The organism is Streptomyces sp. NBC_01428, from assembly GCF_036231965.1.
Lineage (GTDB): Bacteria > Actinomycetota > Actinomycetes > Streptomycetales > Streptomycetaceae > Streptomyces.
On record NZ_CP109499.1, the window covers coordinates 6,737,821 to 6,753,201 of the forward strand.

Genomic DNA, 15,381 nt, shown 5'->3' on the forward strand with positions numbered 1-15,381 from the left:
GCCATCAGGTCCGGCCTGTGGACAACGGGCGGGTACGTCCGCCGGGCGCGGCACAATGGCACGCATGACCAGCACGCCTCCGCCCAGCAGCCTCGACCCCGAGATCGCCGCCCGCCTCAAGCGCGGCGCCGACGGACTCGTCCCCGCCATCGCCCAGCAGTACGACACCGGTGAGGTGCTGATGCTCGGCTGGATGGACGACGAGGCGCTGCATCGCACCCTCACCACGGGCCGCTGCACCTACTGGTCGCGCAGCCGCCAGGAGTACTGGGTGAAGGGCGACACCTCCGGCCACGTCCAGCACGTGAAGTCCGTGTCCCTGGACTGCGACGCGGACACCGTCCTGGTGCGCGTCGACCAGGTGGGCGCCGCCTGCCACACCGGAGACCGCACCTGCTTCGACGCCGACGTGCTGCTGAAGGACGCGGGGACCGCACCCGAGGGCGCCGATTCCGGTGCACCCGCCCGGGATCAGTAAGGTCAGCCGCCATGGACCTCGAGACGTTCCGCAAGCTGGCCACCGACCGCCGTGTCATCCCCGTCAGCCGCAAGCTGCTCGCGGACGGCGACACGCCGGTCGCGCTCTACCGCAAGCTGGCCGCCGAGCGCCCCGGCACGTTCCTGCTCGAATCCGCGGAGAACGGCCGCACCTCCCTGTCCTGGTCCCGCTACTCCTTCGTCGGCGTCCGCTCCGCCGCGACCCTCACGGAGCGGGACGGACAGGCGCACTGGCTCGGCACCCCGCCGGTCGGCGTGCCCGTGGACGGCGACCCGCTCGTCGCCCTGCGCGCCACCATCCAGGCGCTGCACACCCCGCACGGCGAGGGCCTGCCCCCGTTCACCGGCGGCATGGTCGGCTATCTGGGCTACGACATCGTGCGCCGCCTGGAGAAGATCGGCCCCGGCGAACGCGACGACCTGAAGCTGCCCGAGCTGACCATGCTGCTCACCAGCGACCTGGCCGTCCTCGACCACTGGGACGGCTCGGTCCAGCTCATCGCCAACGCGATCAACCACAACGACCTCGACACGGGTGTCGACGAGGCCTACGCCGACGCGGTCGCCCGCCTCGACGCCATGGAGGCCGACCTCTCGCGCGCGGTCTCCCAGCCGCCCGCCGCGCTCCCGCCCTCGGAACTGCCGGAGTACACCGCGCTCTGGGGCGGCCCCGACTTCCGGGCGGCCGTCGAGGACGTCAAGGAGCGCATCCGGGCCGGCGAGGCCTTCCAGGTCGTCCCCTCCCAGCGCTTCGAAACGCCGTGCACGGCCAGCGCGTTGGACGTCTACCGCGTGCTGCGGGCGACCAACCCCTCCCCGTACATGTACCTGTTCCGCTTCGACGGGTTCGATGTCGTCGGGTCCTCCCCGGAGGCCCTCGTCAAGGTCGAGGACGGGCAGGCGATGGTGCACCCCATCGCGGGCACCCGGCCGCGCGGCGCCACCGTCCAGGAGGACCAGGCCCTCGCCGACGAGCTGATCGCCGACCCCAAGGAGCGCGCGGAGCACCTCATGCTCGTCGACCTCGGACGCAACGACCTGGGACGGGTCTGCGAGCCGGGCTCCGTCGAGGTCGTCGACTTCATGTCCATCGAGCGGTACTCGCACGTGATGCACATCGTGTCCACGGTGACCGGCCGCGTCGCCGCCGGCCGCACCGCGTTCGACGTGCTCACCGCCTGCTTCCCCGCCGGCACCCTGTCCGGCGCGCCCAAGCCGCGCGCGATGCAGATCATCGACGAACTGGAGCCCTCCCGGCGCGGGTTGTACGGCGGCTGCGTCGGCTACCTGGACTTCGCGGGCGACTCCGACACCGCCATCGCCATCCGCACGGCCCTGCTGCGCGACGGCACGGCGTACGTCCAGGCGGGCGCCGGCATCGTCGCCGACTCGGTCCCGGAGGCGGAGGACGAGGAGTGCCGCAACAAGGCGTCGGCGGTACTGAGGGCGGTCCACACGGCGAACCGCCTCGGCACCTGACCCCCGCGGCCCGGCTCCGCCCCCGGGACCCGGAGGGCGAGCCCCGGGCGTCACGCAGGCCGTGCGCCGCGGTCGTCGCCCCCGGCAGGCCCGGGGACGGCCCACCCGGCGGTGCCGCTCGCGCGCCCGGACCGGCCCCTGGAGCGGTCGGGCAGCGGGCAGTTGAAGGACGTCCGGCCGGGGGCGCGGCCGGGCCGGTGCGGGCAATAGGACGAGGGTCACGTGTGCCCCGGGTGACGGTTCGCCCAGGGTTCAGGCGATAGTGGAGTACGTGACTGCTGTACCTCACCCCCGATCCGAAGCCGCCGGACCCTCCCGGTCCGGCCGCCGCAGCCTTGGCGTGGCCCTGCTGAGCGGTGCGCTCGGCGCGGCCGTGGCCCTGCTGTCCACCCGGCAGAGCTGGGCGGAGGGGACCGCGACCGTGGCCGGCGGCGCCTTTCCGCTGACCGCCAAGGGCAGCGACGTCACGGGTGTGCCCGCGGCGCTCGCGATAGTCGGCCTCGCCGCGCTCGTCGCCGTCTTCGCCGTCCGCCGCTCCGGCCGCCTGCTGGTCTCCGTGCTGCTCGCCCTCTCCGGCGCGGGCACGGTCGTGGCGGCCGTCCTCGGCGCCGGCGACAGCTCCGCCCTCGACGAACAGGCCGCCGCCGCCTCCGGCAACACCGCCGCCACCGCGGTCGGACTCAGCCACACCGCCTGGCCGTACGTGGCCGCGGCGGGCGGCGCGCTGATCCTGCTGGCCGGCCTGCTCGCCGTGCGCTACGGCCGGCTGTGGCCCGCCATGTCCGGCCGCTACGAGCGCGACGGCGCCCCCCGGCCCCGCAGGACGAAGCCGGTGGACCCGGACCGCCCCGAGGACCTCTGGAAGGCCCTGGACCGCGGCGAGGACCCGACCGGCCCCGACCCCGCCGGGACCTGAGCCCCGCCCCGGCAGGCCCTGCGTCCCCGCCCGGCCGGGCCATCCGCCCCGGGCCGTACGTCCCGACCTGGCCGGACCGACGCGCGAGCGGCGACCCCCGGCTCACGGCGGACCCGTCCGTACGGGACAATGGACGGTGAGCGTCCGACTCACACACGCACACAGCAACGAGGAGCAAGTCATGGCGGGCAGCAGCCACGGTCACACCCCGGCCGCCTGGACCGGTGTCATCATCGCCTTCATCGGTTTCTGCATCTCGGGTGCCTTCATGGTGATGGCCGACCCGCTGGGCTTCTGGGCCGGTCTGGTCGTCGTCGCCCTCGGTGGTGTCGTCGGCATGGTCATGCGGAGCATGGGCCTGGGCCAGCCGAAGACCTCCTCCCAGCAGGTCGCGCGCGCCCGGGAGACCGTGAGCGCCGACGCCTGATCCGCGAAGGTCTTCGCCGATAGGCGGTCCCGGCACATCCGCCGGGGCCGCCTTTCGCGTACCGGGCGAGCGTCCGCCCCGCGCGCGGGGCAGAATGCGTCGGGTGAACGCCGAATCCCAGAGGGTGACGCAGACCGGGGGCCCCGCACCCTGGAGCACGTCCGCCACGGAGCCGCACACCGGTCGTGCCGCGCAGGCGCACACGGTCCCCGCTCCGGCCCCGGCGGCCCCCGCGGGCCCCGCGGGCCCCGCGGGTCCTTCCACGGGGACGGGCACCGGCGCGGTGCTGTGGCGGCTCGCCGTCCCGGCCGGGATGCTCGCGGCCGTCGTCGGCGCCTTCGCCTACGTGGGGGCCGTCGATCCCAACCAGCCCGGCCACTACCCGGTCTGCCCGCTGCTGCGCCTCACCGGCGTGTACTGCCCCGGCTGCGGCGGTCTGCGCAGCGCGCACGCCTTCGTCCACGGAGACATCGCCGCCGCGCTCACGGACAACGCTCTCGCCGTCGCCGGCTATGTCGTCTTCGCCGCCGTGTGGGCCTTCTGGGTGATCCGTGTCGCGCGCGGGCGGCCCGCCCGGCTCGACCTCGGACCGGTCCACCTGTGGAGCGTGGGCGCGTTGGTGCTGGTCTTCACGGTTGTCCGGAACCTGCCCTTCGGCGGCTGGTTGCATCCTTGATCAAATGACAAATGTCCAGGTAGTGGGACCGGCGTCAACCGGATGCGAGGGCTACGCCTTCCTCCGGATACCATCGCAGTGACCCACTTTTCCGTCAGCGACGGAGAACCCGGGTCGACTGCTCCACCGCTTCAACCGTCCACCGCAGGGAAGGGGGCCGCTCGCGTGAGTGTGCTCGACGAGATCATCGACGGAGTCCGTGCCGACCTCGCGGAGCGGCAGGCGCGCGTCAGCCTCGACGAGCTCAAGGAGCGCGCGGCGAAGGCTCCTGCGGCCAAGGACGGCGTCGCCGCCCTGCGAGGCGACGGCGTCAAGGTCATCTGCGAGGTCAAGCGGTCCAGCCCCTCCAAGGGCGCGCTCGCCGCGATCGCCGACCCGGCGGCCCTGGCGGCCGACTACGAGGCGGGCGGCGCGGCCGTCATCTCCGTCCTCACCGAACAGCGCCGCTTCGGCGGTTCGCTCGCCGACCTGGAGGCCGTCCGCGCCCGCGTGGACGTCCCGGTCCTGCGCAAGGACTTCATCGTCACGTCGTACCAGCTCTGGGAGGCCCGCGCGTACGGCGCCGACCTGGCGCTGCTCATCGTCGCGGCCCTCGACCAGCCCGCCCTGGAGTCCCTCATCGAGCGCGCCGAGTCCATCGGACTCACGCCGATCGTCGAGGTGCACGACGAGGACGAGGTCGAGCGGGCGGTGGACGCCGGAGCGAAGATCATCGGTGTCAACGCGCGCAACCTCAAGACGCTGAAGGTCGACCGCACCACCTTCGAGCGCGTCGCACCCGAGATCCCCGACGACCTCGTCAAGATCGCCGAGTCCGGTGTCCGCGGCCCGCACGACCTCATCGCGTACGCCAACGCGGGCGCCGACGCCGTCCTCGTCGGCGAGTCCCTCGTCACCGGCCGCGACCCGAAGACCGCCGTCTCCGACCTCGTCGCCGCCGGTGCCCACCCGGCGCTGCGGCACGGACGGGACTGACCCGCCGGTGACCACCCCGACCCTCGCCGCCGCCGTACCCCGTCCGGGCTCCCGCCCCGACGGCGTACCGGCGCGCGCGGGGTCGGCCCTGCCGGACCGGTCCGGCGATCTTCTCCGGTCTCCCGTCGGATCGCCCGTACCGCGCACGGACGACGGGGACTCCGTCCCGTCCGCCGCGCCGGACGGGCCCCTCGACCTTCCCGGCCGCTCCGGGACCGGGCGGCCCCTCGTGCCGTCCGGCGCGGCGCTCCCCGCCGCCTCCTCGGCCCGCGATCCCTACGCGCGGCTGGCCCGCGGCTGCCGTCCGCGCGGCTGCCGGGCCCCCGCCCGCCGCGTCCACGGACGCCGCGTCCGCTACGTCATCGGCGACGAGCCGGGTCAGGTCAACGGCATGCGATGGCCCGAGCGCGTACGCGCGCTCCCGCCCCGTCCGGCCGGCCCCACCTCACAGGCGGGCTGAACACGGTCCTCCCCTCGGGCGGACCGGCCGGTACCGCCACCCCCGTTCCCGTGACAGCACGTCCGTCGCGGTCCGGAGGGACACGCGGCGGGGCGGCGGTGTCACCGACGAGCACGTCGGTGACGGCGGAGCGCGGGTGCGTCCGGCTGCCGTGACCCCTGTCCGACCCGAAACCGGGGCTGTCGCCCCTGCGAGGTAACCGCATGCCCAGCGAGTTCTTCATTCCCGACCCCGAGGGTCAAGTCCCCACCGCCGAGGGCTACTTCGGCGCGTTCGGCGGCAAGTTCATCCCGGAGGCGCTGGTCGCCGCCGTGGACGAGGTCGCCGTCGAGTACGACAAGGCGAAGTCCGACCCCGAGTTCGCCCGCGAACTCGACGACCTGCTCGTCCACTACACCGGACGCCCCAGCTCCCTGACGGAGGTGCCGCGCTTCGCCGAACACGCGGGCGGCGCACGCGTCTTCCTCAAGCGCGAGGACCTCAACCACACCGGCTCGCACAAGATCAACAACGTGCTCGGCCAGGCCCTGCTCACCAAGCGCATGGGCAAGACCCGCGTCATCGCGGAGACCGGCGCCGGCCAGCACGGCGTCGCCACGGCCACCGCCTGTGCGCTGTTCGGCCTCGAATGCACCATCTACATGGGCGAGATCGACACCCAGCGCCAGGCGCTGAACGTGGCCCGGATGCGGATGCTCGGCGCCGAGGTCATCGCCGTGAAGTCCGGCTCGCGCACCCTCAAGGACGCCATCAACGAGGCGTTCCGCGACTGGGTCGCCAACGTCGACCGCACCCACTACCTCTTCGGCACGGTGGCGGGCCCGCACCCCTTCCCCGCCATGGTCCGCGACTTCCACCGCGTCATCGGCGTCGAGGCCCGCCGGCAGATCCTGGAGCGCGCCGGACGGCTGCCCGACGCCGCCATCGCCTGTGTCGGCGGCGGCTCGAACGCCATCGGCCTCTTCCACGCCTTCATCCCCGACAGCGACGTCCGCCTGATCGGCTGCGAACCGGCCGGCCACGGCGTGGAGACCGGCGAGCACGCGGCGACGCTGACCGCCGGCGAGCCCGGCATCCTGCACGGATCGCGGTCGTACGTCCTCCAGGACGAGGAGGGCCAGATCACCGAGCCCTACTCGATCTCGGCCGGACTCGACTACCCCGGCATCGGCCCCGAGCACGCCTACCTCAAGGACAGCGGCCGCGGCGAGTACCGCGCGGTCACCGACGACGCGGCGATGCAGGCCCTGCGGCTGCTCTCCCGCACGGAGGGCATCATCCCGGCCATCGAGAGCGCCCACGCCCTCGCCGGGGCCCTGGAGGTCGGCAGGGAGCTGGGCAAGGACGGGCTGATCGTCGTCAACCTGTCCGGGCGCGGCGACAAGGACATGGACACCGCCGCCCGCTACTTCGGCCTGTACGAGACCGGGGCCGACGCCGTCGTCCCCGCGGACGCCGAGGGCGAGCACGCGGAGATCGAAGGGGACGCCAAGTGAGCGGCAACATCCAGCTGTTGAGCGACACGCTCGCCGCCGCGAAGGCCGAGGGCCGGTCCGCCCTCATCGCCTACCTGCCGGCCGGGTTCCCGACCGTCGACGGCGGGATCTCCGCCGTCAAGGCCGTCTTCGAGGGCGGCGCCGACATCGTCGAGGTCGGGCTGCCGCACAGCGACCCCGTCCTCGACGGGCCCGTCATCCAGACCGCCGACGACATCGCCCTGCGAGGCGGCCTCAAGATCGCGGACGTGATGCGGACGGTCCGGGAGGCCTTCGCGGCCACCGGCAGGCCGGTCCTCGTCATGACGTACTGGAACCCCATCGACCGCTACGGCGTCGAGCGGTTCACCGCCGAGCTCGCCGAGGCGGGCGGCGCGGGCTGCATCCTGCCCGACCTGCCCGTGCAGGAGTCGGCCCTGTGGAGGGAGCACGCCGAGAAGCACGGCCTCGCGACCGTCTTCGTCGTCGCGCCCAGCAGCAAGGACGCCCGGCTCGCCGAGATCACCGCGGCGGGCAGCGGCTTCGTCTACGCGGCCTCGCTGATGGGCGTCACCGGAACGCGCGCCTCGGTCGGGGCGCAGGCCCAGGAACTGGTCGCGCGCACCAAGGCGACCACCGACCTGCCCGTCTGCGTCGGCCTCGGCGTCTCGAACGCCACCCAGGCCGCCGAGGTGGCCGGCTTCGCCGACGGCGTGATCGTCGGCTCCGCGTTCGTGAAGCTGATGCTGGACGCCCCGGACGAGGCGGCCGGTCTCGACGCCGTCCGCGCGCTCGCCGGCGACCTCGCGAAGGGCGTGCGCGGAACGGCGTGACGCCGGAGAGCGTGTCCGTACGTAACGGACAATACGCTCACTCGAACGGGTGGACCTTGGACCGGGGAGGCGCGCTGCGCCTCCCCGGTTCGTTCTGCCGGATGTGAGCGAGAAGAACCGTGACGGAAAGCGCAGCGCCCGCGAGCGGATGGCGGCGGAGCGAGAGAAGCAGAAGACCTCGGAGAAGCGCCGGCGCGCGCTGATCGTGGGGGCCTCGGTGGTCTGCGTGCTGGGTCTGGCGGCCGTGATCGGCGTGGTCGCCGCCAACTCGGGCAAGGACAAGAAGAGCGACGCCGCGGGCCCGGTCGTGACGCCCTCGGGCGCCACCGGCAAGGACAGTCTCGCCATCCCCGTCGGCAAGGACGGCGCCAAGTCGACCCTCACGGTCTGGGAGGACTTCCGCTGCCCGGCCTGCCAGGCCTTCGAGACGACGTACCGCCCGACCATCCACGAGCTGGTCGACGCCGGTCAGCTCAAGGTGGAGTACCACCTCGTCACGCTGATCGACGGGAACATGGGAGGAAGCGGCTCCCGCCAGGCGGCGAACGCCGCGGCCTGCGCCCAGGACGCCGGCAAGTTCAGCGCGTACCACGACGTGCTCTACGAGAACCAGCCCCAGGAGACCGAGGACACCTTCGCCGACAACGCCAAGCTCATCGAGCTCGCCGGCAAGGTCGACGGCCTGGACACCCCCGCGTTCCAGAAGTGTGTGAACGACGGGACGCACGACAGCTGGGTCACGAAGTCGAACGCCGCGTTCCAGAGCAGCGGCTTCAACGGCACGCCGACGGTGCTCCTCGGCGGCAAGAACATCTACGCGGACCAGTCGATGACCCCCGCCAAGCTGAAGCAGATGGTCGAGGCCGAGAACAAGGGCTGAGCCGCCCCTCGGCCCAGGTGCCCCGGCCTGTCGGACGGGCCGGGGGCACCGGCCGTCGGGGGCCCGTGGGTCACAGCACGTTATGGACCCGTTGCAGGGCTGCCCGCCGTCGGTGGCGTCCGGCACGGTAGCGTCGACCCTGCCATGGAACTTGCCTTCATCCCCAGCCCGTCGCGCGGTGTGCTGCACCTCGGCCCCATTCCGCTGCGCGGCTACGCGTTCTGCATCATCATCGGCGTCTTCCTCGCCGTCTGGCTCGGCAACCGGCGCTGGATCGCCCGGGGCGGCCGGACCGGCACGGTGGCGGACATCGCGGTCTGGGCCGTGCCGTTCGGCCTCGTCGGCGGCCGCCTCTACCACGTGATCACGGACTACGAGCTGTACTTCAGCGCCGGCCGTGACTGGGTGGACGCCTTCAAGATCTGGGAGGGCGGCCTCGGCATCTGGGGCGCGATCGCGCTCGGCGCGGTGGGCGCCTGGATCGGTTGCCGCCGCCGGGGCATCCCGCTGCCCGCGTGGGCCGACGCCGTCGCACCCGGTATCGCCTTCGCGCAGGCGGCCGGACGCTGGGGCAACTGGTTCAACCAGGAGCTGTACGGCCGGGCGACGGACCTCCCGTGGGCGCTGCACATCACGTCCTCGACGGACGGCCGCGTCCCCGGCTACTACCACCCGACGTTCCTGTACGAGTCGCTGTGGTGCATCGGCGTCGGCCTGCTGGTCATCTGGGCCGACCGCCGCTTCACGCTCGGCCACGGACGCGCCTTCGCGCTGTACGTCGCCGCCTACTGCGTGGGCCGGTTCTGGATCGAGTACATGCGCGTCGACGACGCCCACCACATCCTGGGCCTGCGTCTCAACGACTGGACCGCGATCGGCGTCTTCCTCCTCGCGGTGCTGTACATCGTGCTCTCGTCCCGGATGCGTCCGGGCCGCGAGGCGGTCGTGGAGCCCGGCGCCGGTCCGGACGCCCCCTCCGACGCCGACACGTCGACGGCCCCCGCCGGGACGGAGGGCGAGACCGGGACGGACGCCGAGAAGGCCGACAGCAAGGACGCGGCCGACGCCGGGGCGGTCGGCCTCGACAAGCCCGCCGCAGAGGACTCCGCCGGTTCCGGGGAGCCCACCGACGCCGACGCGTCCGCCGCTCGGACGGAGTCCGCGACGGAGCCCGACGAGGCGTCCGACGCCCCGTCCGCGTCGTCGGCCTCGTCCCGGGACGAGGCCGGGTCGGCCAAGAAGAGCTGAGTTCCGCCCGTACGCCGAAGGGGGCGCCGCGTTCCAGGACGCGGCGCCCCCTTCGCGTCGTTCAGACCGTGCGCCGGGCCAGGGCGAGGGTGCGACGGGCCCCCGTGACCACCGCAGCGTCGATGAAGCGGCCGTCCGGCAGCGCCTGGGCGCCCGGTTCCGCGGCGGCGGCCGCGACGACCGCCTCGGCCGCGTCGATCTCGGCGGGAGTGGGGAGGTAGGCCCGCTCGATGACGGGGAGCTGGCGGGGGTGGATGGCCGCGCGGCCGAGGAAGCCGAGCGCGCGCCCGTGCGCGCAGGACGCGGCGAGGCCCTCCACGTCGCGGATGTCGGGGTAGACCGTCTGGACGGGCGGCGGCAGTCCGGCCGCCCGGGCGGCCACGATCACCCGGGCCCGGGACCAGTCCAGGCCCGTCTCGCCGCGGATGCCGAGGTCGGCGCACAGGTCCGCCTCACCGATCGCGATGCCCCGCAGCGCCGGGTGCGACGAGGCGATGTCGAAGGCCTGCTCGACGCCGAGGGCCGTCTCCAGCAGGGCGTACAGCGGGATCGCGCCGCCCTCCGCCGGGGTCGCGCTCTCCGCGACCCGGACGACGTCGGAGCGCGAGGTGACCTTCGGCAGCCGCAGACCGGACAGGCCGGGCAGCGGCGAGAGGGTCTTCAGATCGGTGTCGGCGAACGGGCCGTCGAGGGCGTTGACCCGCACGTGCACCGGGACGGGGGGCCGCTGCGCGAGGAGCTCGGCGGTGGCGGCACGGGCGTACCCCTTGCGGTCCGGGGCGACCGCGTCCTCCAGGTCGACGAGCACGACGTCCGCACCGGAGGAGAGGGCCTTGGCCACCACCTCGGGGCGGTCACCGGGCGCGTACAGGTAGGTGAGGGGCGGCAGCTCCGCCGTCACAGCGCGCCCTCCGCTCTGAGCGCCTCGATCTCGGGCCCCGTCAGGCCGAGTTCGGTGAGCACGGCGTCGGTGTCCGCGCCGTGCGGGCGGCCCGCCCAGTGGATCGCGCCGGGCGTGGCCGAGAGCCGGAAGAGGACGTTCTGCATGCGCAGCGGGCCCAGCTCGGGATCGTCGACGGTGGTGACGGAGTCCAGGGCCTGGTACTGCGGGTCGGTCATGACGTCCCGGACGTCCTGGACGGGGGCCACCGCCGCCTCCGCCTTCTCGAACTCCGCGAGGACCTCGTCCCGGCTGTGCCGGGCGATCCAGGCGCCGACCGCCCCGTCGAGGACGTCCGCGTGCCGGGCCCGCTCCGCGCCGGTCGCGAACCACGGCTCGTCGATCACGTCCGGACGGCCGACGAGCCGCATCACCCGCTCGGCGACCGACTGCGCCGACGTCGAGACGGCGACCCAGGAGCCGTCCGCCGTGCGGTAGGTGTTGCGGGGCGCGTTGTTCGCCGAGCGGTTGCCGGTGCGGGCCTGTACGTGACCGAGCTGGTCGTACCAGATGGGCTGCGGGCCGAGCACGGTCAGGATCGGCTCGATGATCGCCATGTCGATGACCTGGCCCTCGCCGGTGCGGTCGCGGGCGTTGAGCGCGGTCAGCACGGCGTACGCGGTCGCCAGCCCGGCGATCGAGTCGGCCAGGCCGAACGGGGGCAGGGTCGGCGGCGCGTCCGGTTCGCCGGTGATCGCCGCGAAGCCGCTCATCGCCTCGGCGAGCGTGCCGAAGCCGGGACGGCGCGCGTAGGGGCCGAACTGGCCGAAGGCGGTGACCCGGGCGAGGATCAGCCGGGGGTTCGCCGCGGACAGCTCCTCCCAGCCGAGGTCCCACTTCTCCAGCGTGCCCGGACGGAAGTTCTCGACGATCACGTCGGCGTCCGCGGCGAGCCGGAGCAGGGTGGCCCGGCCGCCGGGTTTCGACAGGTCGAGCGTGATCGTGCGCTTGTTGCGGCCGAGGAGCTTCCACCACAGACCGATGCCGTCCTTGGAGGGGCCGTGGCCCCGGGACGGGTCCGGCTTGCTCGGGTGCTCGACCTTGACGACCTCGGCGCCGAAGTCGCCCAGCAGGGTGGCGGCGAGCGGGCCCGCGAACAGGGTCGCGAGGTCGAGGACGCGCAGGCCGTCGAGGGAGCCCCCCTCCGGTCGGGCGCTCACGAGCCGGACCGGACGGCGTCGATCTGCGAGCGGTACGGCATCGACGACGTCGCGCCGTGCCGCTGCACCGACAGAGCGGCGGCCGACGACGCCCAGGAGAGCGCCTCCGGCATCGCCCGGCCCTCGGCGAGTGCCACCGCGAGGGTGCCGACGAAGGTGTCGCCGGCGCCTGTGGAGTCCACGGCGGTCACCTCCGGGGCGGGCACGGTGAGGGGTTCGGCGCCCCGGGCCGCGTAGAGGCAGCCGGCCGCGCCCAGGGTGACGACGACCTCCTGGACCTGTTCGAGAAGGGCGGCGGCGGCTCCGGCCGGGTCGGTGAACCCGGTGAGGGCGGCGGCCTCGTGCTGGTTCGGGACCAACAGGTCGACGGAGGACAGCAGCCGGGGCGGCAGGAACTGGGCGGGGGCGGGGGTGAGGATGGTGCGCACGCCGTGCTGCCGGGCGGCCTCGGCGCCCGCGACGACGGCCTCCAGCGGGATCTCCAGCTGCAGCAGGAGCGCGTCGGCGCCGGCGATGAGCCCCTCGTCGCCCGGCGCGAGGGCGGTGATGGTGCCGTTGGCGGCGGGGATGACGACGATCGCGTTGGCGCCCTCGTCGTCCACCACGATGTGGGCGGTTCCGGACGGGCCCTCGATGGTGCGCAGACGGTCGGTGTTCACGCCGAAGTGCTCCAGCGTGGAGCGGAGTTGGGTGCCGAAGGCGTCGGCGCCCACCGCGCCGATCAGCGAGACGTCGGCTCCCGCGTGGGCGGCCGCCACCGCCTGGTTCGCTCCCTTGCCGCCGGGGATCGTGCGGAACTCGCGGCCCGTCACCGTCTCTCCGCGCTGCGGGGCTTTGGCGACGTACGCGACGAGGTCCATGTTCGTGCTGCCGAGCACGGCGATATGGGTCATGGGCGAACGGTCTCCCGTTGTGTGAGGTGGGCGAGGGCGTCGAAGCCGACGCCGTCGAAGTCGCCGATGGAGGTGGCGAGCCGGTTCTTGAGGGGGCTCGTCCACCGGTCGGGCAGGGCGGCGGGGTCACCGGCGAGCAGGCCCGCGACACTTCCGGCCGTCGCGCCGTTCGAGTCGGTGTCCAGGCCGCCGGAGACGGCGCGGCACACGGAGGCGCCGAAGTCGCCGTCCGCGTGGGTGAGGGCGGCGGCGATCAGCGCGGTGTTGGGCACGGCGTGCACCCAGTGGTAGCCGCGGTGGGTGGCGTGCAGTTCGTCGACGACGGCATCGAAGTCGGCCGCGGCGTAGGCCAGTCGGACGGCGTGCCGGACCGCCCGGGCGAGCCGGGAGGCGGGCGGGACGACGGTGAGCCCGGTGCGCAGGCAGGTGTGGACGTCGCTCGCGCCGCCGGCGGCCTCGGCGATGACGGCCGCGATGAACATGGCCGCGTAGACGCCGTTGGCGGTGTGGGTGAGGACGGCGTCGCGGTGGGCCTGTGCGGCGGCCCCGGCCGGGTCGCCGGGGTTGGTCCAGCCGTGCACGTCGGCGCGGATCAGGGCGCCGATCCACTCCCGGAAGGGGTTGCGCCGGCGGGCGGTGTCCGGGGGTTCGACGCCGGCCAGCAGATTGCCGTAGGCGACGCGTTCGGCGGTGAAGGTGCGGCCGGCGGGGAGTTCGTCCAGCCAGAGCCGCGCCACGTCCGCCGTGCTGAAGTCCCTGCCGTGGCGCTGGAGCAACAGGACGTTCAGCAGCGGGTAGTTGAGGTCGTCGTCCTCCGGCATGCCGTCGATGTTCTCGGCGAGGGAGGTGGGGGCGGAGCGCCGGTTCCAGGGGTGCTCGTCCAGCAGGTCCCGCGGGACGCCCCGTGCGGTGAACCAGGAGTCGAGGGGCCAGTTGCCCGCGGCCCGGGCGAGGGCCCGGATGCCGTCGAGGGGGAGTTTCTCCACGGGTTTGCCGAGCAGACAGCCCACGGCCCGGCCCAGCCAGGCGGCCTCCAGCCGGGCCGGGCCGGGAGGGGGCGCGGGTGGGGACGGCGGGGCCGGCCACTGCGGGCAGCGGGCCCTGATCAGGGGCAGTTCCGTCGGCTCGTCGTCGGCCGACGGGGCGGGCAGCGCGTCGAGTTCGTCGAGCAGGTCGAGGGCCAGCCGGCGCAGCGACGGCGATGCCGGGACCGCCGAGGCGCCCGCGCGCGGCGGGGCCTGTCCGCCGCCCGCGGCGCCCCAGCGAGCGGCGACGGAGGTGGCGTCGCGGCCGTCCTGGGCAGCCTGGTGGAGCTCGTGGCCGAGGAGGTCCTCGGGCTGCACCCAGGTCAGCCGGAGCACGGGGTTCCCGTCAGCGTCGCGTACGCCGCCTCGTGGGCCCGGCGGCGTTCGACGTCACGGCCGAAGATCTCCCGCGTCACCTCGGTGAGGGTGCGCGCCGGGGCGTCCAGGTCGAGACGGCTGGCCTCCGCGACCGTCTTCGCCCAGTCGTGCGGAACGGTGGAGCCCAGCGCTCCGGCGACGGCCCCGGCCATGGTGGCGATGGAGTCGCAGTCGCGCCCGTAGTTGACCGAGCCGAGCACCGCGTGCCGGAAGTCGCCGCCGGAGACGATCAACATGCCGAGCGCGACGGGGAGTTCCTCGATGGAGTGCAGGCGGGAGGGCCGTCGCGCGCCGAGGGAGGGGGCCCGGTAGTCGGGGCCGACGGTGTCGTAGGGGGCCACCGCCCGGCGCAGCGGGACGAGCGCCGACTCGAAGTCCGTGTACCGGGACGCGACTTCGCACACCGCCTCGACGGCGTCGCGGGTGCCGTCCTTGGCCAGGGACAGACACGCGGCGACGACCGAGTCGGGGGTCGCGCCGGGTGCGCAGGCGGCGGCGACGGCGGCCGCGAACACCCCCGCCGCCTCGCGTCCGTACGAGGACTGGTGGGCGCCTGCGACGTCCAGCGCCTCCGCGTACGCGCCCGCCGGGTTCGCCGCGTTGACCAGGCCGACCGGGGCCATGTACATCGCGGCACCGCAGTTGACGATGTTCCCCGAGCCCGCCTCGCGGGGGTCGACGTGGCCGTAGTGCAGCCGGGCCACCAGCCACTTCTCGGCGAGGAAGATCCGCTGGAGGGGGAGCGCCTCGGCCTCCAGCTCCGGGATCCAGCGCGGGGTCGTCATCAGGTCCGGGACCAGGTGGGTGGCGACGGAGTAGGCGTCGAGGTGGTCGCGGACGCCGGCGTAGACCCGGACCAGCGCGTGGGTCATGAGGGTGTCGTCGGTGACGTGTCCGTCGCCCTTGTGGTACGGGGCGATGGGGCGGGCGGTGGGCCAGTCGTCGCCGTTCCAGGGGCCCACGACACCGTGCACGCGGCCGCCGTGGCGCTCGGCGATCTGGTCGGGGGAGTACCCCTCGACGGGACCGCCGAGCGCGTCGCCGACGGCGGCTCCGACGAGGGCTCCGGTGATCCGCTCGTCGAGGCTTCCGGTTCCTACTCCTTTGGGCGTCATGCC

At 73.9% G+C, this 15,381-nt stretch carries 16 protein-coding genes; 11 read left to right on the forward strand and 5 right to left on the reverse strand.

Features of this window, described 5'->3' with window-relative positions:
* The first annotated feature begins 64 nt into the window (after positions 1-64).
* The 11 genes from hisI to lgt all read left to right on the forward strand — a co-directional run bounded on the left by hisI (position 65) and on the right by lgt (position 9,867).
* Positions 65-478 carry a phosphoribosyl-AMP cyclohydrolase gene (gene hisI, locus OG406_RS29140; RefSeq protein WP_164371567.1) on the forward strand — a complete coding sequence of 138 codons (414 nt, stop codon included), beginning with the start codon at positions 65-67 and terminating at the stop codon, positions 476-478.
* A gap of 11 nt (positions 479-489) precedes the next feature.
* Entirely contained in the window at positions 490-1,977 is a 1,488-nt protein-coding gene (locus tag OG406_RS29145; protein WP_329188595.1) for an anthranilate synthase component I, read from the forward strand.
* Positions 1,978-2,239: 262 nt separating this feature from the next.
* Positions 2,240-2,893: a TIGR02234 family membrane protein gene (locus OG406_RS29150; protein WP_081216694.1), complete on the forward strand. Its 654-nt coding sequence runs from the start codon at positions 2,240-2,242 to the stop codon at positions 2,891-2,893.
* Positions 2,894-3,074: 181 nt separating this feature from the next.
* Entirely contained in the window at positions 3,075-3,320 is a 246-nt protein-coding gene (locus OG406_RS29155) for an HGxxPAAW family protein (RefSeq protein WP_164371569.1), read from the forward strand.
* A gap of 283 nt (positions 3,321-3,603) precedes the next feature.
* Positions 3,604-3,996: a DUF2752 domain-containing protein gene (locus OG406_RS29160; RefSeq protein ID WP_329191023.1), complete on the forward strand. Its 393-nt coding sequence runs from the start codon at positions 3,604-3,606 to the stop codon at positions 3,994-3,996.
* Positions 3,997-4,161: 165 nt separating this feature from the next.
* On the forward strand, positions 4,162-4,971 hold the full coding sequence (gene trpC / locus OG406_RS29165) for an indole-3-glycerol phosphate synthase TrpC (protein WP_164371571.1): 810 nt from the start codon (positions 4,162-4,164) through the stop codon (positions 4,969-4,971).
* A gap of 229 nt (positions 4,972-5,200) precedes the next feature.
* Positions 5,201-5,431, forward strand: coding sequence for a tryptophan biosynthesis modulator TrpM (gene trpM, locus OG406_RS39460; RefSeq protein WP_164371618.1), 231 nt, complete (start codon positions 5,201-5,203; stop codon positions 5,429-5,431).
* 203 nt (positions 5,432-5,634) lie between these two features.
* Complete coding sequence (trpB, locus tag OG406_RS29175) at positions 5,635-6,927, forward strand: tryptophan synthase subunit beta (protein ID WP_326843381.1); 1,293 nt, start codon at positions 5,635-5,637, stop codon at positions 6,925-6,927.
* Positions 6,924-7,739, forward strand: a complete 816-nt coding sequence (gene trpA / locus OG406_RS29180) for a tryptophan synthase subunit alpha (protein ID WP_164371573.1) — start codon at positions 6,924-6,926, stop codon at positions 7,737-7,739. The genes trpB and trpA overlap by 4 nt, the downstream gene beginning before the upstream one ends.
* A gap of 103 nt (positions 7,740-7,842) precedes the next feature.
* On the forward strand, positions 7,843-8,619 hold the full coding sequence (locus tag OG406_RS29185) for a DsbA family protein (RefSeq protein WP_081216688.1): 777 nt from the start codon (positions 7,843-7,845) through the stop codon (positions 8,617-8,619).
* A 144-nt stretch (positions 8,620-8,763) separates the two neighbouring features.
* Positions 8,764-9,867, forward strand: a complete 1,104-nt coding sequence (gene lgt / locus OG406_RS29190) for a prolipoprotein diacylglyceryl transferase (RefSeq protein ID WP_266849065.1) — start codon at positions 8,764-8,766, stop codon at positions 9,865-9,867.
* 61 nt (positions 9,868-9,928) lie between these two features.
* On the opposite strand, the gene OG406_RS29195 is transcribed toward lgt, so the two are convergent.
* The 5 genes from OG406_RS29195 to OG406_RS29215 are packed head-to-tail and all read right to left on the reverse strand — an operon-like array spanning position 9,929 to position 15,378.
* Positions 9,929-10,768, reverse strand: a complete 840-nt coding sequence (locus OG406_RS29195; RefSeq protein WP_267050533.1) for an HpcH/HpaI aldolase/citrate lyase family protein — start codon at positions 10,766-10,768, stop codon at positions 9,929-9,931.
* Positions 10,765-11,967, reverse strand: a complete 1,203-nt coding sequence (locus OG406_RS29200) for a CaiB/BaiF CoA transferase family protein (protein WP_267050532.1) — start codon at positions 11,965-11,967, stop codon at positions 10,765-10,767. Before OG406_RS29200 ends, OG406_RS29195 begins: the two co-directional genes overlap by 4 nt.
* Entirely contained in the window at positions 11,964-12,860 is an 897-nt protein-coding gene (gene rbsK / locus OG406_RS29205) for a ribokinase (RefSeq protein WP_266612918.1), read from the reverse strand. The genes OG406_RS29200 and rbsK overlap by 4 nt, the downstream gene beginning before the upstream one ends.
* Positions 12,857-14,221, reverse strand: coding sequence for an ADP-ribosylglycohydrolase family protein (locus OG406_RS29210; RefSeq protein ID WP_267050531.1), 1,365 nt, complete (start codon positions 14,219-14,221; stop codon positions 12,857-12,859). The genes rbsK and OG406_RS29210 overlap by 4 nt, the downstream gene beginning before the upstream one ends.
* Positions 14,209-15,378 carry an ADP-ribosylglycohydrolase family protein gene (locus OG406_RS29215; RefSeq protein WP_329188600.1) on the reverse strand — a complete coding sequence of 390 codons (1,170 nt, stop codon included), beginning with the start codon at positions 15,376-15,378 and terminating at the stop codon, positions 14,209-14,211. Before OG406_RS29215 ends, OG406_RS29210 begins: the two co-directional genes overlap by 13 nt.
* Between the last annotated feature and the right edge of the window lie 3 nt (positions 15,379-15,381).

Bases quoted from the DNA above. Each gene is read 5' to 3' on its own strand.
- hisI (WP_164371567.1), top strand. From the start codon at position 65: ATGACCAGCACGCCTCCGCCCAGCAGCCTCGACCCCGAGATCGCCGCC.
- OG406_RS29145 (WP_329188595.1), top strand. From the start codon at position 490: ATGGACCTCGAGACGTTCCGCAAGCTGGCCACCGACCGCCGTGTCATC.
- OG406_RS29155 (WP_164371569.1), top strand. From the start codon at position 3,075: ATGGCGGGCAGCAGCCACGGTCACACCCCGGCCGCCTGGACCGGTGTC.
- trpB (WP_326843381.1), top strand. From the start codon at position 5,635: ATGCCCAGCGAGTTCTTCATTCCCGACCCCGAGGGTCAAGTCCCCACC.
- lgt (WP_266849065.1), top strand. From the start codon at position 8,764: ATGGAACTTGCCTTCATCCCCAGCCCGTCGCGCGGTGTGCTGCACCTC.
- rbsK (WP_266612918.1), bottom strand. From the start codon at position 12,860: ATGACCCATATCGCCGTGCTCGGCAGCACGAACATGGACCTCGTCGCG.
- OG406_RS29215 (WP_329188600.1), bottom strand. From the start codon at position 15,378: ATGACGCCCAAAGGAGTAGGAACCGGAAGCCTCGACGAGCGGATCACC.